Source organism: Dictyobacter halimunensis, from assembly GCF_036245075.1.
In genome coordinates this window covers 1520701-1539361 of sequence record NZ_BSRI01000001.1, presented here as the reverse complement: position 1 = coordinate 1539361, position 18661 = coordinate 1520701, and the positions used below count along the sequence as shown (strand labels likewise).

The following is an 18661-nucleotide window of genomic DNA, read 5'->3' as shown; positions in this document are numbered from 1 at the left end:
CATCCTTCCCACGGCTTTTGCCGAGGGATTCCTAGAGTCACCTCTAGGGTTTCCTGCTTCGTTGAGGCTTGCCCGATTTGGTTTTCACCGCATCGGGTCTTACGGCCTCTCCACAGGCGTTAAGGTCCGTGAGCCCCACGGACCTGATGTTCTGAGCAGCATTGAGATCACGGTCATGGACCACGCCGCATTCCGGGCAGGTCCACATTCGCACATCAAGCGGTAAGGAGTCGAGAATATGTCCACAGTCAAAGCAGCGTTTGGAGGAAGGATACCACGTGTCGATTTTGACAAGGTTCCTGCCATACCACTGCGCTTTGTATTCCAGTTGAGACACAAACTGACTCCATCCGACATCACTGATCGCTTTACTGAGCTTCCGATTTTTGACCATGTTCTTCACCTGCAAGCTCTCAACACAGATCGTTTGGTTTTCACGGATCAGGCGAGTCGAAAGCTTGTGGGAAAAATCACGGCGGCGATCAGCCACACGGGCATGGATACGAGCCACCTTGAGACGAGCCTTGTCACGATTCTTGGACCCTTTTTTCTTCTTGGAATGTCGTCTCTGGGCCTTTGCCAGTTTCTTTTCATCTTTGTGGAAGAACTTGGGATTGCCGATCACCTCACCATCCGAGAGGATCACAAACGATGTGAGCCCCAAATCGGCACCCACCGTTTTCTCGATGGGGTCCAGATGGGCAATGTCTTCTTCCAGCAGGATGCTGATGAAATAGCGGTTGGCGCAGTCTTTCCTGACGGTGACGCTAGAAGGAACGGTTCCTTCGGGCAAGGGACGCGACCAGCGAATGTTCAATGGTTCGCTCATCTTGGCAAGGGTGATATGCCCGTTGCGCCACATAAAAGCCGATCTGGTGTACTCAGCCGATTGGTCATGGCGCTTTTTCTTGAAGACGGGATACTTCCCTCGTCCTTCAAAGAAGTTAAGGAAGGCTTTATTGAGGTGGCGCAAGCTCTGTTGCGTAGGGACACACGAAACCTCATTGAGCCATGCATAGTCATCCTGCTTTTTGAGGTCGGTGAGCATCGAGGAAAGGTCTTTGTAGGAGAGGCGGCGTTGCTCTTTGCAATAAGCGTCGGTCTTTTGTCGCAACCCCCAATTGTACACCACGCGTACACAGCCAAACGTTCGAGCAAGCATCTGTTTTTGCTCGTCCGTAGGATACACCCTAAATTTATAGGCGCGTTTCTGTGTACTCATGCTTCACATTTTTGCAGATGCAGTGTGAAAAGTCAACAAAACAAGGAAAGGAGCGGCTTTGTTTCCTCCTCATGTGTGAAGCACAGGGGTATCCGCAAAGCCGAATTTTTAGATGACGACAAATTCCCAATCGACTATCTTTGGACAGGAGATGGCAGAGACGCATGATGAATCACAGGAAAAATCGCGTGATGTGTGGAGTGCGGAAGGAGTATCAGCGTATCAACCCATTATCGGTATCCCGATTCTCGTCAAGCAGGGGAGTCAGGGACCTGTGCTCATGGCGGATGCGGTTGGGGCTTGGGCGATCGAACGTATCCGCGCACGAGTGTTGCTTATTCCATTGTGGCCATTTCCAACGCATACGCATATCTACCAATCGCTCTGGTCGTTGATACAGTCCATAGATGGCTTGTTGCTTCCGGCGGGTATACAGGGGACCGACTGGTATGCTGTCTGGAAAGCTGGTGAACAGAAGCCTGGCCCGGAGAACCGGCCCATTGCGTGGGAGATTGCATTGGCACAACTGGCGACTTACATGGGCATGCCGGTGCTCGCGATCGCCGACGGTGCGGAAAAATGGAATTGTGCGTTGGGTGGAACGCGAAGAGAACCTCCTGGAGAGAGCGATCAGATTACTACACTACCGCCAGAGGATTGGGCCCGTCACACGATCCGTGTCCGTGCACAGAGCGCTCTGGCGTCTGCACTGCAACCAGCCGTTCGTCGGCAGGATGGCGAGCAGCCCTGGGAGATGGTGTTTATGCCACAACGAGGAGTGGAGCGATTGGCTTGTGGGCTCGGCTCCTGTGCGCAGACTGAAGATGGATCGATGGCTGCCTTTGAGCGCAGCGATGGAGTCTTTGGCCTGGGCATGCTTGGACGATGTGACTGGGGGCTCGATCAGGAGTATGTAACGGTTGTGTTTGCGGCTTTTCTGCAAGCCTGTCGTTCTTTTAACGACACGCGGCGCCAACAGGAGGGGTGGAGATCGATGCGCGATGAGCTTTGTTCCAAAATTTCTATTCTCGTGGCACAGAACCTGCCCCTTCTCTCCAATAGCCACCAACGCACATGATGCGAAGCTTCCTGTCACTGGCCTACTTATATGGCGTGCCCACATAGAAGAACAGGCACACCATACAAGTAGGCCAGATTGCTTTCCATGAAGGAACAACATGTGACTCGCGGCCAAGATATGCCGTTTTTGGAAAATTCCTCATCTGATTTCTGCCAAACCAGGAGTGGTCATCAAGCTTTGATGAAACTGAGAATGGTGAAAAACGGGAAGTGATAGCCCTCTGGGATGAGGGTATCCTCGCGTCGCGTGAAGTTGCCTTCAGGAGTCGGCACATCAACCAATTGTTGTAACTGCAATCCTGCGGTAAAACTGGCGTCCAGATAGTCTTGCAGGGTTCGATGATAAAAATGGACCTTTACCCCCTGCTCAGCCAAGCCTCGCGAAGGAAATGCCTGATCAGAAGCCGCAAAGTAATCGGTAATATAGCCTCGAATCATGATGGAATACGGGTTATTCATGAAAAGTACCAGGCGACCAGCTCGCTTGAGCACAGAACCCAACGTGGCCAGAAACCCTCGGTAATCAGAGACATCATTGAGCACAAAAAAGCTGGCGATCAGATCGAAATGGTCCTGATAGGCAGGCAACGGCTGGCTGAGGTCGGCCACCTGATAGGTGATGGTTCGGTTTGGATCTTTGAGGCGAGCCATCTCAACCAATCGAGATGAAATATCGATACCAGTCACCTGCGCACCGCGCTGTGCCAGGACGCGGGAAAGATAGCCTTCCCCACATCCTGCATCTAACACCGAGAGATCTGAGACCTCTCCAATAACGTGGAGGAATCGAGACAGATGATCATCGGCATTCCCCTCCATCTTTTCCTGGACCGTTCTCATCTGAGCGTATTGATTGGCAAACTCGTCATAGGGATTTCTGGGTGTAAACATGGCTTCTCTCCTTTTCAAACTTTCTTTTCAAGATAGACAGAGCTTGTTCGCAAAAGCGACAACCATCATGTCAACGCATTCCCTTGTACAAAAGAACAGCAAGGAGCCTTTCTCAACAGCTTTTGGCCGCAGAACGCGCAAAAGAACGGGCGTTCTTCATTGACTTCGTGGAAGAACCCGGCCATTGTCAAATGACGGGCAAGTTCCGCTGGTGTCAAGCATCATCCTAGTCAGGCTGGAATCCTGGGTGACTTCTGCTAGCGACGTCATCGGCGCACTGTTGCACCTCGTTGCATACATTGCGCAAGAACACTCGGACAGCAGGGTCACGTAAAATAGCTGGCTGCGGCAAGATACCGGGCGATATGCCGTTGCGTCAGCGCCACCTGCTCTGCCTGAAGGTACAAGGCAATCCGCCGGATCTCCTCACGATAGCCTTGCAAGCGCCTGTCTCGTAGTTCTCGGCGATATGCCGTGAAGCGCTCCGCAATTGCATGACAAGCTACCCGATTGATCTTGTACAGCGTTGTCGGCTGATAACCAAGCTGCTGGCTTACCTCTTGCAGCGAGGGTGGGGGATATTCTGCGCCGCCTGCGGCCTCCTCAAGTAAATGGACGATCTGCTCTTTGTCGATGGCAGTTCGTCTCCGAGGCTGGAAGCAAGTCTCGGAGATGGAATCTTGAAGACACGGCTGGAGTACTTCTGCTTCCTGCAACAACACCTCACTCAGGGGAAGATTGAGCCGATAACAGAGCCGTAAGAGCATATCCAATTCAGGGATGCGCTTGCCCTGACACCAGTTCTCGACGGTATTTCGCGAAAGATCAAGTATCCGAGCGAATGCTGCGATATTTCCGTCAGCCAACCCCTCTACCGCATGGTTGACCGCCAACCGGATGCGTTCGCGTCTTGGGTAATCCTGTATCGAGGGAAGCCGTGCAACTAGGGTGCCCAGCGTTTCTGTGATCCATTGCTGCCAGATGAATGCAGTCGTTTCTGGATCGATCGGCTTCTGCCTTTCGATCTGCTCTCCAAATAGTGGCCAGGCACAAAACGTACAGTATCCTGGCCGAGAACGCCAAGCCAGATGTGGCTGTGATCGGGCACAATTCGGACAAGTTGTCTGCAAACGCACTCCATGGCAAACACAGAGGGAGATTTCTCGAAACTTCCAGAGAAGCGGATCGTACAGAACCTGCGCGTTTGTCTGCCACTCCTTGTAGCATAGGGGACACCAAGCTAATCGATTCCTGGTTAGCCCTCGGAGCGAAAGTACTTCCGTGAGCGCAGCCAGAGAAAGACCACTCAGATCAGTGCGCATGGTCAGCGTTTCCAGAACTTGGAGAGCCGCCTGAGCACGGGAGCCTGTCACATTGACCAAATGTGACAGGCTCCCATCACGCCTCCACAGGGGATGCAACTCTCGCTCACTGCCCTGTGCCTCAGCCTCTTCAAGCATGGGAAGGACCATCTCCCGAAGCAAAACACCTGGGTAGACACAATGCGCCGCAGCCAGACAAGCAAGATAGCTGGTCAAGCTCCCCCCCATGGCTGTTCTCATGCCAGCAGGCGCGGGCGCATAGAGCACACTCCGCCTGGGCAGTTGTTCAGCCGCAAGATCCCATTGAGGAAGTTCCAGAAGCTGCGCCTCATTCATCGCCCGTCGCCTCCTCCTTGACCTCATCGCGCGTCGGTTTGCGCTGGCCAACCCGCCGACGAGACGCAGGGGTCTTCTTTTTTGGTGGTTCCTCACTCTCTTCGTCTTCTGGGGGATTCTCTTTCGCTCGTCGGGTTCTGGTAGTGAGGCCCAGTCGCTGCATCAAGCCGCTCCGTGGCCTGGGGATCTGCATTCAGTGATCTCTCTCCGGGTTGGTCATACAGTTCCAGAACATCGGGATCGTGGTCGATCTGGTAGGCTGTCAATGCCGATGTAGTCGCGAGCCGATTTGGAACTGGCCGCCCCGAGAAAACACATTTCCTAAACGCCGGCGACCAAACGCCGGCCACACGCAGCGCCAGACTGGATGATCAGAGCGCCGACGAACCTCATGCCGATGCTCCAACGCCGGCAGCTCGTGCGCCTGTGGCACTGAGCGTCGCCTCCGCAGGCGCCGGAACGCCTGCGCGATCCATCTGCCGTTCTTTCATGCGGTAACTGCGTCCATTGATGGCAATCACCTCAGCGTGATGCAGGAGCCGATCGAGCAGCGCCGTAGCCAATACATCGTCACCCAGTAACGTTCCCCAACTTGCGAAACTGGTGTTGGAGGTCAAAATGATCGAGCCGTGTTCATAGCGCGCCGTCACCAATTCAAAGAAGTAGCGTGCTTGCTCTTGCGACAAGGTGGTGTAGCCCACCTCATCAATCACCAACACACTGGGCGTGATGTAGTGGCGCAACCGGCTGCGCACCAGGCCAGGATGCGACGCCGTGGAGAGCGCATGCGCCAACTCGGAGAGTGTGGTGAACAGGACGGAATGGCCAGCTGTCAGCGCCCGGTTGGCCAGGGCCACGCTCAAATGGGTTTTACCCGTCCCCGGAGGACCCAGCAACACGATATTGGTGCACGTGCGCACGAACGACAGATCAGCCAGTTCCCGTAGCCGGCGTTCGGAGAGCGAGGGCTGAAATGAGAAATCAAACCCCTCGAGCGTCTTGGCGCTGGGAAGACGAGCTGCCTTGAGGCGCCGCGCGATCGCTTTCTGTTCCCGTCCCTCCAATTCGGTGGTCAGCGCTCGTTGCAGCAACGTTTCGTAGGTCCACTGCTGCGTGCTCGCCTCCTGCAACAACTGAGGCAAGGCTACCTCCAGAGAGGTCAGATGCAACTGGTGGTAGATACTCTGCTTCATGCCAAGACCTCCTGCACGGGTTCAATGCGAGCATACTGATCATATTCCTGCAGCGAACGGTTCGCCACATCAGGTGCTGGCTGCAGATGGCCGACTGGCGCCGGCGTGCGCCGTTGCGCTGAAACGGAGGGGACAGTCGTCCACTGATCTGGATGCGGCACGCTCTCCTGAGATCGCGGTCGCTTCTCAATCTCAAAGATCCGTTTCCCCTCTGACCAGATGGTGAGCACCCCTTTGCGCTCCCGGACCAGGACCACGTTGCCCGCCAGATGCAGCGGGCCTGGGAGGCCGTAGAGGACGCCATCGTAGGACACATAGCCATCCCAACTCACTTTGCGTTCCTCGGTCGCGAAGCGCTCCCAGGCAAAATCGGCAGGCAACGGCAACAACGGTTCTTCGGCCAGACGCTCGACCGGGCGCACATGCGTCGTCCGATGCACCCGTGTATTGATGCGTTCACACCAGGCACGTGCCTGACGGTTGAGATCATCGAGGTCAGTGAAGGTGATCCCCGCCCACAAGCTCGTTTTCACATGGCTCACCGAGCGTTCCACCTTGCCTTTCGTCTGGGGCGTGTAGGGTTTGCACACTCGTGGACTCACGCCGATCGAGACCATGAAATCAGCAAAACGTGGATTCCATTTCGGTTGGTTCTCCACCATCTCGAGCAGGACACTTTTCATGCGATCGGTCAGAGCGACGCGGGTGAGCCCGCCAAAGTATTCAAAGGCGTCCATCAAGCAACGAATGAGTGTGGGCGTATCGCACCGTTTGACGAACGTCACGAACCGCATGCGCGAGTAGCCCAGAATCGCGACAAAACCGTAGTACTTGCGCAGCACGCCGGCCTCCTCGTACACAAACTCGCCCCAATCAAATTGCACCTGGTCACCTGGCTTCGTCTCGTAACGCTGTACGGGGGCATGCCCAGCCACCGCTGGCCGAAGAGGATGGACAAACTCCTTGAGAATACTGATGCCACCGGTGTAACCCATCTTCTGTAATCGCACAAAAATGACCTCACAATTGGTGCAGTGGTCTTGAGTGACCCATCGCGTGATCTGCTCGTGAAAAGGAGCAAGCTTGGAAGGCCGCGGTGGACGCGATGAGGACAATACCGCTTCTGGATGCTTGAGATATTTGCGCACGGTGGTGCGTGAAATCTTCAACTCCTGCGCAATTTCCTGCACAGATTTGCCTTGATGAAAAAGATCATGTATGGTTAACACTGTCTGACTCCTAAGCATGGGTGGATCTCCTGAGGGTGTTTTGGATTTTCCTCAGAATACCGCCCTTCTTGGGGGTCGGTCAATTTTCACCGGCTCAGTATACACCCGGCGCTAACAAGGCAAAGGGGAGTTCATTCTTGTGGCTCGCAAACTGGATTGCGAACCCCATTTTGAGGGAGGATATGTTTCGCTGACATTGCCCGCAGAACCCTGCACGCAGCGCGAAGGATTCGAGGTACGAATGCGGGTAATGACCTCCTTCGTCTGGTCTGAAAGGCCAAGCTGCCAACACCACTGATCAAATGCCTCTTTGCTGAGCATCCTGGCGCACTCCTCTCGTCTTTGTCCTTCGGCAAAGAGATGGAAAAGAGCATCTGTCCTTAAGAATGCATTGCTACATGTTTCGCTCTCTTGCTCAAAGTATACCATACAAAAATGGATTCCTGGCCACGTTATGCCGGTTTTTTGCACTCGCGGCCAGGAATTGCCGTTATGGAAGGGATTATATTCTGGCTAACCGAGCGTAGCAATTTCTCAGTGCGGCCACGTTATGCCGTTTTTGGCGGCCATTTTATTCCGAGAGTAACACAACATAGAGTTCTTGTTTAGAGATAGGGATCGATCGTAATCGCTGGCAGGGTATTGGTATCAAGCGCATAGGTATTGACCAGCCATCCGGTGCCCCCCATTGGGGCGCTGGTGCCCTGGTTCTGTGGCAAGATTCTCACTAAGATCACCGCCATATGATGAATAAGCGGTTGGCCGGTAGCAGGGTCGGTTTGGAGTTGTTCTCTGCGTTTGCCGCTGGTTGGATCAATCTTCGATTGAAGCAGTTCAAATGTAACAGAGATCCAGGCAAATGTGTGTTGCTGTCCCAGCACCTGGACGACCTGAAAGTGAACGAGAGTTGACTGAGCATTGACCACCTGCTGAATGATTTTTCCAGCCTGAATTTTATTGTAGAGCGTATTGTTGATCATGCGCACGTCATTATGGACAAAGCGGAATTGTCCTCCTGGCGTGAGGAGAAAGGTCGATCCAGTGAGCGTTCCGCTATGGCGTGTTGGAGTTCCGATGTTGCGGTAGTCGTAGCTCATCTCGCGATCGGTAAAGGTCGTGCCTGTACGGAGCGCTTCTAGCGCATCTCCTACTGTGAGACCAGCGTGTGTCCATCCAAGCTGGTTGAGGAGGTGTGGTGATGGAAGTGTTCCTGCAGGTGAATTGTCAGTCCCTTGTGCCCCTTGTTGTGACGGAGCAGGCGCAGGAGTTGCCGGTGGTGTTGATGGATGCGTTGGTGTTGGTTTTTGTGCTGGTGGCCTTTGTGTGGGCTTTGATGCTGCTGTTGGGGTTGTCCCTCGTGTCGTTGGTGTGTGCGTACTTGTGACGTGTATCGCTTCTGGCGGAGGAGCCGACTGCGCAAACACGAGTAAACTGGCACCAATGATGGTGATGAGGACTACGCCCCCAATAAGGAAGATTTTGAGCAGCTGAAACGACCCCCAGCGCTTTTTTCCCGGTGATGTGGTTGCTGGCGGTGGCGTCCCGGTTGCTCCTTGCTGGTGTGTCTGCATCGTCGCCATGATTGGCATCACTCCAGAAGGCTGGAATGGGAGCACAAATGGCGAACTCTGATCTGCCTGGTCGTCTTGCTCATCCATCTGAGGCAAATGGAGATCAGGATCATCTTCCTGTGTATAGAACAGTGATTGCTTCCCCTGTGTGGGCGTTTGTTCTTCCTGCGGTGGCTGTTGGGATCCAGACATCGGTGGTATCGGAGTGAAAACAGTGTGATCATGCGCGTCTTCTGGTGGTGTTTGTGGCATTATAGTTCCTTCTTTCTCCAGGGCATATGGTGCTTTCATTGTGGATGGAAGGCGACACGCGACGAATGGCGTATCTGCCCTCTGACCTTTTTGTTTTCATGGATAAGTCTACTGAGCAGGGCGCAGAAGTGAGGGCGTAGGTGATCGGTAGTGATGGAGTAGGGGCTGTAAGAGAAGAGGAAGGGAGCGGAATGGTAGGGTGAGTTACGATGAGATGCTCGTTGTCATAACTCTTCCTCAAGCAGAATTTCATGTCTTTAGCGGAAATGCAAGACACCACCAGACGAGTAATGTGGGCATGGAAGAAGTAGCACCACATATATACAAGAGAGAGCGGTTCACTATTTGAACAACACTATATGTATTCACCCGCCTGGCGCACGGCTTCCCAATTCAAATCGGGCCTATAAATATTCTGCATGTTCTACGTGTTATCTTCTCTCTTTTGAGAAAAGTATTGAAACCATTAGAACCATATCCGAAGATTTCACTACTCTACAAAAGTAGTGAAGGCACACCCTGGAGATGCTTGTTCAAATGGAGCAGCAGTGCTGCTGTCCAACTCTGCTGATTGCATCCCATTCCTGCACCAGTTTGGGAATTGAAACACTCACAAAAATGCCCATCTTGCAGCATGACGGTATACAAGCGCCCGGCTATTTCCTGATACTCATGATCATACCCATATTTTCTGAGAATCTCCAGCATAAAATAAGCGACTGGCGGCCACATCGGTCCTCGCCACCATTTATCAGGATGATACGCTTCCTCATCATAGGAGACACTCGGGAATGGAATTGCGCCAACGAAGCGCTGCGGGTCTACTGAAGCTCCCCGGGCTACAAGCCGGGGGCTTCTGGGTAGGGTAGACCGCCAGCGAGGTGCCATATCCTTTTGTCCATGAACCGTGAAGATATGGTCCTTTTCCAACGGTCTCCCTCAGAACCGTGCGGGCACGATTTCCATGCACACGGCTCGCCAAGAACACCTTTCGTTCTCTTTAGCTTGGGATGTATGCCAGGTCCGTAAGCTTTACCGCGTCGTATTCGCCTCGATGGATTTTTCCATAGAACGCAGGGAGAGACAGTCTTCCTTTTAATACGAACATTACTGACGAGCGCGTCTGGAATACTGCTCTCTCCCAAAAACCTGGAAGCTGTATCTGGCTGAGAACAACGAGCAGGCGACCTTACCCATTTGCTGCCTGCCTATCTCTGCGTTGACGAGGCCGATTTGCTGAGCGACGAAGATATTGAGTATGCGACACGTCTGATGCAGGCTGGTGTTCCCACCGAATTGCATACCTATCCAGGTGCCTTCCACGGCTTCGATCGTCTCTCTGCGCGACTTGCGCGGACAATCCACAGAAACCATTGAGCAGGCGTGTCGAGGCTGGTGATTGGTGATGTGCGCGATATTCGCCAAGCTCTTGATGGTAGTTCCAAACAGAACAGAAGCCCCATCAGTGGTCACATGGCAGCGTCCGTCACAAACTCACCTACAGAGTCGAGCGATGTGGGATGGTTGTGGTGTTGCAAGAAGAGCCTCTACGTCAAAAACCTGTCCACAGTGTGGAAACCGACAAAAAGAGTGGCCAAAGGGCGTAACTTTATGGATCTGGCCTACTTTATCTGTCACCTGTGCGGATTTTGGTTTCATCGTGATGGGGTGGGAGCCATGAATATCAGATATAAGGATCGTGGGGAATTGGTCGTCCTTACGTGGTTGTCGTTATGGCACTGCCCACCCGTATACAGTATTATCTGCAGATTGGTGTAACCTGTAGGAAACGGCGAGAAAACGGCTGAAGAGGTAACTTTTCAGAAGCCGCTGGACTTGAGATCATGCAGAGTGTCACTTGCCTGACATTTCTACCAGCCGTACTGCGTCCCCTTTTGAATTCTTCTATGTCAATTTTTTTGAACCTTGCTCATGATTGGCCCCTATCTCAAGCTTCATTTCGTATATCTTAGCTTTGGGGACTCTTTCAAACCAGAGCAAGGTTACATTTGTTCTTCATTTATCCGTAGTGGGTTTGGTATAGAGCATACTTACTGAGCTTTTCCTTCCCCGGATATCCAATCACTGTTGACGTATTCTTTGATGAAGGCGAGTGCATAAGCGGCTGATGCTGAGGCTGCGTACTGGTGATACGCATCATTTTTTCGCATGTCGCCATAATCACAGACGCCTTTCACAAGAAGGGCATACATCTCTGGAAATTCAGCCACACAACGGTAGAAGGCCGCGCCTTCCATATCAAGAGCGATAACTCCACGTGCCGCCATACGTTGTATCTGGCTGAAAGGATCGTCACTACGCACCGCACTGCCTGAAGCCATAGCTGCGATATAGCAGGTTGGAAGGGGACGGCCGAGGAGAGACACAAGTTGTTTCCAGCCATTGAACATGCGAACTGCTTGAAGTATTTGCGGATGTGTATGCCTTATATTTCCATCGGGCTGAAAATCCTGTTGATGATGTTTATCAAGTGTAAATTTCCCTTCATCATAAGGGACAGTACGATCGGCAACGATGAGATCTCCTAAGCTGGTTTTGCGTTTATCTCCAGCGCAGATACCAGTCATGATAGCAAGGCGTGGATTTAATTCTCCGAGTATTGTAGGCAGATAAACACTCATTTCTACTGGCCCATGGCGAGGAGGCCATATCACGTGGAGCTTAAGGTTTTCTCCTTTGCTATTTTGAATCGTGGTTGTAAGGTAATCTTTCTTTGTCTTATCAGTGCCTCTCATGAATGTGGAATGACAGGTATTCTCGACCAGAGTAATAAAGGCTTCTGCTTCCTCTGCCAGCGCGCACACAACGCAAACATCGGATTGCTTCTGTGGATGGGCCGAGCGCTGTCGCTGGCCCGTAGTGGTCTCAGCATAAAAACGTTTGGACTGATCCAGCTGCCAGCGGAAACTATAAGGGGCAACCTGACAATCTTTGGTGAGCCATTCAATGCCAATGCGTTGAGCCATCACTACTTCACAGGAGATAATGCCTTCGAGGGTTGATGTTCCACGTGGTACCTGAATAATGCAAAGAGCCTGTTTAGCCTCCGCAACAACCCTATTATTTCCTTCATACCCCCGGTAGGTCCAGTAAAATCTATGTTCTCCCTCTCCTGTTGCTGTAATGATTGGTCGTAGTACCTCGAAGTGCAGCTGTTTATTTACCTGCCCTAAGCTGGCTTCTATTTCCTGAAATTTGATTTGTGGAGAGATGGTATATGTTTTGGTTACCTCTACCTTTGATGAAATGTTCTTTGGGCAAAGGTCAAAGGCCGTATGCTGCGGATCATTCATTTCGACCCAAAAAGTCACCTCAACATAGTGTTTATTACCAATAGCTTCATGCAGATTAAAAGGTATGATAACCAGGTAGAGATCATAGCGTGTTCTATCGACAACCGGAACTGCTTTTTCTGCCGTCTCCTCTTCAGGAGGAATATAAAGAACGTGGCAACGGTCCGGGTTCAGCGTGATTTTCCCTTCCAACTGCTTTTTTTGGGGTAAGCCTTTTCTGACATTTTCTTCATAACTAATGATCTCCAAAGTGACATTTTTTTCATCTTCGGGGAACGGTGTGGTGTTAAATACAAAATTGGTAGCGGGCTCTTCATTCATGATTAGAGGCTCCTTAACTTTGGGATAACACAGGAAATACTATCACTACATTGCTTTTAGCGATTGAGGAGAGTGCTCGTAAAGCTTCCTCTGCTATGTTATGGCAAGTAGTATACTCTTATAAAATAATGGTACTAGAAAGTGTTATTAGTCTCACATGCTTAAATATACTCAATTATTCTGTACTTTGGAAGGACAATAGCTGGATATTTTATAGACATTGCCAGGATAAGACATGTTACTCCTCTAAAGCATGTAAAAATATTCATTCTTGTATAGTTATATCACACATTTATCGATCTTCGAACCCAAAAGTCCAGGCCTGTGGTCTGGACTTTTTTCTATAATATGGTATCATTAAAAATGATATAGAAAACTTAAAGTTCTGTACTATCATATTCGCACATAATATAAATCAATAAAAATAATTAGAATAGTTTATGTGGGTAACATTTGTCCTTATTTGAAAGGACATTGGTATTCCTTCACGTGATGTCCATCTTTTGCCCTCTCTATGCGTTACAAATGCCCTTTCTTTGCGGTTTTCTTTTGTTTGACTGTTCGCTATACTCTATAAAAACTGAATGAATTCCCGCTCAGAGCGAGGGAGATGTCATATAGTGTGAGGAGTATTGTTATGATTAGCTGGTATCTTCCTATAACAAAAGCTAACGAATCGGCTCTTAATGACGATGAAATTGTAGCCGCGTTGCAAATGTTGGTTGAAGCATCTTCGCTCGCTCAGATAGCTAAAGTTATTGAAACGAAATCATTTGTTTTTTCCTCGTATACTCCTTTCCAGACTTTCTATCTCACAATGTTATATGTAAGTTATAATGATGATGAAGATGTTACTTGTAACACACTCAGCTATTATGCGCCGTTACTCTGTTATGCGCAGATATATGGTGTGTCGGAGGTACAGCAGCGCTTAAGAGAGGCAATAGATGATCAAAACATTGATATTGCCGAGCTTTTCCCACTCGATCTCTCCAACTGGATTGAGCTGTTAGAGCGGCTTGTTCACAGCCTTTTTCCTGATGATGATCCACTCCTCTGCTCACTTGTCTACCAGGAATTGGGAGATCTTTATAGCATGATGTTTAATGAGACGTTGGATAAAGCCTATTTAGAACCAGCGCGTGCGCGTTATACCAGAGCTTTATCCTGGTTTGTTGGACGGGACCTGAACTCTCGTTCAGGGTATCTTTATCTCCAACGTGCCAATACCGTATTTTTGCAGGCGGAGCAGAAAGAGGCTGATGCTATTGAGACCGTCATTACTGATCTGGAAGTAGCCTTAAAATGTGAGCATGAGAACACTGAGATACGGGGGAAGATCTATCGTTTACAGGGTGAAGCGTATAGCAGACGTTTTTATGGATTGCGCAAGAAAAATATTGCTCTGGCTATCGAGGCATATAAGGCGGCTCTGAGTGATCTACCGCGCACAGTAGAGCACGAAGCTATTTTGTATTGCCTGACAACCCTCTACCGTGAATTGTGTGATGAACAGGCTCTCAAAGAGATATTTGCGGCTTGGCGTGACTGTGCTCAATACTTAGAGCAGGTTGCGGAAGCGCAACTTCAGATGGAAGAAGTGTCAGACCCTGACCTGTTGGCAGCACATTTTGAGCCCGAGGTTCTTACTTCAACACTTGAGCAATGGTTAGGACTGTATGATCAAAATCTCCAGTATGATTTTTTGTGCAGGAATGGGGCCATTCTGGTCTCGGAGGAGGCGCTGGTGATCCTGCGTCAACTCAAACAGAAGGCTGAGGTGACCAGTGAAAATGGTCGTGCCGAATATCTCGCTATGATGTTGGTAATTCTGGAGGATGCCCGAAAATTGTCCCTGGATGTAGCCTGGCAGCGCTACATACTGGCTGTTTTGCCTGTTATTGAATGTATGAACCTGCTCATGATTGCCTCAAGCTTTCAGGAAATGAATCGAAGAATCTTTGAGAACCTGGACCTCTTTCTCTCTCCAACGATGTTTGCCATACTGTATATGGCTTCTCAGGACGTTAACAGTACAGTTGGCGCACAGTCGGTTGCGCAGACGATAAAGCTCCTTAAGCAAATGTTGCCAGGCACCACTTCATCAGTTCCACTGCCCTCCAGTATGTCTGCTAAAGCGGTTGCGACAGGTGGCCCTGACAGACAAGAAGAATATGATGAAGGAGAGCCTGACGAGCCATCAATCGTGAGAAAGCCTGCTGATTTTCTGGATATTGCCAAGGACGATCTGATGGTGAGCCAGGTCCTGATGGAAGAGATGCTGCGACTCTCACCTGAGCAGCTGAATGCCTTGTTGCCGCTTTTTACGGTGCAAAGTTTAGATCAGGTGCGTGATACTACCCAGGCAAAGACACTAGGCGAGAAGATGTATAAGCTGATTGATCTTGTTGATGCACAGCAGACGCCTCATATCAAAGCGGTATTGCTCATCGCTGGTTTGCAAGCGAAATCGATGAGCCCTCAACAGGTACTAGAGCAGTGTGAAAGGATTCTTGCGCTGGTGGATCGGCAGCGCTTTGCGTATGGATGGATGGCCGCGACTCTGATGCGAGGGAATACTCATGGCTGCCTTGTTATCGACGATACCACTCACCTGCTGAGCAAAGACGAGCGGCATTTTCATATCCAGCAAAGTCTCCGTGATATGGATGCGGTTTCTGCTTTTTTTGATATAGATGGGAAGATGTATGAACGGGCGGCAGTGCGTCTTATGCGGGGCATGATGCTGTTTGAATTGTGGTTAATAACCAGGGAAGCCTGTGATTTTGAGACCATCCTGGCCGATTTTACGGAGGCTGCCCCGATCATTGATCGTTATGGTAAGCAATGGCAGCTGATGACATTATACGTCTATCAATCGAAGATAATCAATGAGGTGTTAGAAATACCCCCTCGGGAAAAGTTTGAACGTATTATCGCGTGTTGTAACGCTGCTATTGTGTGTGGTCAGGGCAGCACATCTCCCTTCGTACGCAATCTCTGGGCCTGCGCGTTAATCATTCGTGGTGCTATATATGTGGAACGGCTGAATGGTGGCAAACGTGACAATGTCGAACAGGCGATCAAAGATCTTAATCTGGCACTCTCTCTCTTGACAAAAGCCTCACATCTGGAAGATTGGGCTACGGCCCTGACGAACCGCGGCTATGCCTATATGGCACGTGTGGTAGGCGAGAAGGCTGAGAATCTTGAGCAGGCAATTAAGGATTTTTCTGATGTTTTGCAGGCTTTAGAAGGCTCAGCATTTCTCTCTCTCACCTGTACTGCGTTGCTCAACCGCGGCTATTGTTATCTGCAACGGACGATACGGGACCGGGTACACAATCAACAACTGGCTCTCGACGATACCAATAGCGTCCTGGCTCTTATGGAGAAGATTGACCTGCCGGCTACGAAGGCCGCCGCGCTAACGAATCGGGCCGCTATCTATACAGAGCGGTTAGCCGGTGACGCATATGAAAACCTCTTGCAGGCTCGTCAGGATTGTGATGTTGCGATAGAAATTTTTGAACATTTGCAGATGTCGCTCAAGAAAGCCAGGCTTCTGACAAGCCGTGGGAGAATCTTTAATCGCCTTTCTGCACTACTCGCCAGAGATGAATGGCACGTTGGCATGAGAACACGTATCCAGACCCTGGCTGAGACTTTTGGGCAGCCTGCTCTCAAGTTATTCAATGATACCCATGCATTGATTCAACTGGCTCTGGACGATTTTACAGCGGCCCTGAACATTTTTACCTATGAGCACACGCCTCTGGAGTGGGCGCAAACGTTACGAGAACGTGCCATTACCTATGCTTTTAAACCGCAGATGGACGGCTATAATCCGGAGAACCTCCAACGCGCCATTTTCGATTTTGATTCTGCGTTGACGATCTTTTCTCGCGAGGAAACACCATTTGAATGGGCGAGCACTATCGCGAATCGCGGTCTGATCTATGCAGAACTTGCGCGCATTAATGGACAGGTAGATGATGCCCAACATGCACTATTGGATCTGGATGCGGCCCAGACAGTTTGCACAGCCCGGGTTGCTCCAGCAATGTTTTGTCGAGCGCAGTATACAAAAGTTCGCGTACATTGGTTATTAAAGCAATGGTCGCAAGTTCATTATGCTTTAAGTGAGATGCGTAAAGTTCAGCGTGACCTGGTTGCCAGTGCCGCTGTGAGCAATGACCAGGCATTGATGGTGGCTGAATTCTCGCAGTTAGATATCTATGCGCTTGACGCCTGGGTCATGTCACTGATAGAACCTATCGATACTGTGGCTATGGCAATCGTGTTAGAGGAAGGACGCGCCCGCGCTCAGAGGATCGCGCTTGATCTGGATGATATTCACCTGGAACGGATGCCAGCGGGAGAAGCCCGTGATCGAATGAAGACTTTTCTTACTGCACGAAATACGTTACGGAAGATGCAATATCAAGTTCTCAATAAACAGTCTTCTGAGCAGAGCGTAAATGTTGCCTATAACGCTTTTGTGCGAGCAAGGGAGCTTATTCGCAACTACGATAATCCTGATTTTATGACACCTGTACCAACGAGAGAAGGGATTGAGCGTAGCCTGACCTTTCCGAATGAAGCACTTGTGTACCTGGTGGCCTCTTCTGTGTTTAGTGGGGTGCAAGGGATAGCTGTGATTGTGCGACGTGATCATGCGGGTACGGTAGCATACAAACATCTCCTCTTGCCCAGGTTAAGCGAGCACCTTTTGTATGATTTATTTGAGACGGTTGATGGCACACAACAAGTACGTATTGATGCTGCTCTAAGCGAACTGGGCAAATTTGGAATGACGGATGTTGTAGCTTGCCTTCTGCAAGATCATGTACGTAAGGTTCATTTTGTGCCCTATGGGGTGCTCGGTCTTTTGCCTTTACCATCAGTACAGGTCTCTATCAATGGAATGGAGCCACAACCGACGAGCGCATTTTTTGAAGAGATAACCATCCTTCCCAGTGCCCGTAGCCTGGAGCTTTCCCATACCCTTCAGAGTCGTCCCGAGCGAAAACGTCAAACACTCTTTCTGGCTGGAAATCCTACACCTCTTCCCAGCGGTATTGCGACTTTACAGTATGCGGAGCCAGAAGCTGAGACGATTAAGCGAGTGGCCCAGCAATATGGCTACACAAGTTCACATATCTGTCATCTGTTGCCACGCTCGATCACACGGAATGCTGTGATCGAAAAACTTGAAAGCGCACAGTATGCTCATCTGGCTCTTCACGGTCTGTACTGTGTTGGTGATCCGCGAAGTTCACGGTTGGTGCTGGCTGGAGGTGACGGGATAGAGGAACGAGAGCGTAGTATTTACCTTGGGGAGGTGCTAGACGGGGCGATCAAACTTCGTGGCCTGCGCCTGCTGGTGCTCTCTGCCTGTGAAACGTCCATTGTCGATATTCGGCGCGTCCCCAATGAATCGTTAGGACTTGCTGCTGGTTTTCTGCAGGCCGGTACCGCGGCGGTTATTGCAACGTTGTGGCCTGTTGATGATCAGGCTACCTACCTTCTGATGACCCGTTTTGCTCAATTGTATCTCGACCCCCAGGGTTTATGGTCCCCGGGCCGAGCCCTGCACGCTGCTCAACACTGGCTCCGTTTAGAAGCAACAAATGCGGTTCTGGCGTCATTTGATCCTCTGGACTTTCAATATCAGCCTTCCGGGTTGCGTCTGAGCTATGAGCGTATGCAATCCAATATCCAGAGCCTGGCCCGTAACAGGATCGCAAATGGGGAACCAGAGGCCTTACCTTTTGCAGATCCGTTCTTCTGGGCTGGCTTTATCGTTGTGGGTGCATAAAACACTGCTGAAAATGGTTTCGAACGTTCGCGCGTGAAATGAGGTGTGTGTTTTATCTTTTACGCAGTTTTTACGAGTGTTTACGCCTTTGTATGCATGTGTTGGAATA

Annotated in this window: 12 protein-coding genes; 2 read left to right on the top strand and 10 right to left on the bottom strand. The window is 50.6% G+C overall.

Annotation, left to right across the window (positions count from 1 at the left end):
- Window positions 1–43: 43 nt before the first annotated feature.
- Window positions 44–1222 carry an RNA-guided endonuclease TnpB family protein gene (locus AABA21_RS06125; protein ID WP_338248100.1) on the bottom strand — a complete coding sequence of 393 codons (1179 nt, stop codon included), beginning with the start codon at window positions 1220–1222 and terminating at the stop codon, window positions 44–46.
- Between the two features lie 112 nt (window positions 1223–1334).
- On the opposite strand from AABA21_RS06125, the gene AABA21_RS06120 reads away from it, so the two are divergent.
- Entirely contained in the window at window positions 1335–2300 is a 966-nt protein-coding gene (locus tag AABA21_RS06120) for a gamma-glutamyl-gamma-aminobutyrate hydrolase family protein (protein ID WP_338248099.1), read from the top strand.
- Window positions 2301–2473: 173 nt separating this feature from the next.
- Here the strand turns inward: AABA21_RS06120 and AABA21_RS06115 are convergent, their stop codons facing one another.
- The 9 genes from AABA21_RS06115 to AABA21_RS06080 all read right to left on the bottom strand — a co-directional run bounded on the left by AABA21_RS06115 (window position 2474) and on the right by AABA21_RS06080 (window position 12731).
- Window positions 2474–3193, bottom strand: a complete 720-nt coding sequence (locus AABA21_RS06115) for a class I SAM-dependent methyltransferase (RefSeq protein WP_338248098.1) — start codon at window positions 3191–3193, stop codon at window positions 2474–2476.
- A 326-nt stretch (window positions 3194–3519) separates the two neighbouring features.
- The gene (locus AABA21_RS06110) at window positions 3520–4851 is read right to left on the bottom strand and encodes a TniQ family protein (protein ID WP_338248097.1); all 1332 of its coding nucleotides are present in this window, start codon (window positions 4849–4851) and stop codon (window positions 3520–3522) included.
- Window positions 4844–5014: a hypothetical protein gene (locus AABA21_RS06105; protein WP_338248096.1), complete on the bottom strand. Its 171-nt coding sequence runs from the start codon at window positions 5012–5014 to the stop codon at window positions 4844–4846. Before AABA21_RS06105 ends, AABA21_RS06110 begins: the two co-directional genes overlap by 8 nt.
- A gap of 226 nt (window positions 5015–5240) precedes the next feature.
- Window positions 5241–6044: an IS21-like element helper ATPase IstB gene (gene istB / locus AABA21_RS06100; RefSeq protein WP_338246817.1), complete on the bottom strand. Its 804-nt coding sequence runs from the start codon at window positions 6042–6044 to the stop codon at window positions 5241–5243.
- Window positions 6041–7291, bottom strand: coding sequence for an IS21 family transposase (gene istA / locus AABA21_RS06095; protein WP_338246819.1), 1251 nt, complete (start codon window positions 7289–7291; stop codon window positions 6041–6043). The genes istB and istA overlap by 4 nt, the downstream gene beginning before the upstream one ends.
- A gap of 587 nt (window positions 7292–7878) precedes the next feature.
- On the bottom strand, window positions 7879–9096 hold the full coding sequence (locus AABA21_RS06090) for a hypothetical protein (RefSeq protein WP_338248095.1): 1218 nt from the start codon (window positions 9094–9096) through the stop codon (window positions 7879–7881).
- 495 nt (window positions 9097–9591) lie between these two features.
- The gene (locus AABA21_RS39295) at window positions 9592–9984 is read right to left on the bottom strand and encodes an MGH1-like glycoside hydrolase domain-containing protein (RefSeq protein WP_420917137.1); all 393 of its coding nucleotides are present in this window, start codon (window positions 9982–9984) and stop codon (window positions 9592–9594) included.
- Between the two features lie 219 nt (window positions 9985–10203).
- Window positions 10204–10569, bottom strand: a complete 366-nt coding sequence (locus tag AABA21_RS39290; protein ID WP_420917099.1) for a hypothetical protein — start codon at window positions 10567–10569, stop codon at window positions 10204–10206.
- Window positions 10570–11147: 578 nt separating this feature from the next.
- The gene (locus AABA21_RS06080; RefSeq protein ID WP_338248093.1) at window positions 11148–12731 is read right to left on the bottom strand and encodes a 5'-methylthioadenosine/S-adenosylhomocysteine nucleosidase family protein; all 1584 of its coding nucleotides are present in this window, start codon (window positions 12729–12731) and stop codon (window positions 11148–11150) included.
- Window positions 12732–13368: 637 nt separating this feature from the next.
- Between AABA21_RS06080 and AABA21_RS06075 the strand changes: the two genes are divergently transcribed.
- Window positions 13369–18552 carry a CHAT domain-containing tetratricopeptide repeat protein gene (locus AABA21_RS06075; protein WP_338248092.1) on the top strand — a complete coding sequence of 1728 codons (5184 nt, stop codon included), beginning with the start codon at window positions 13369–13371 and terminating at the stop codon, window positions 18550–18552.
- Window positions 18553–18661: the final 109 nt, after the last annotated feature.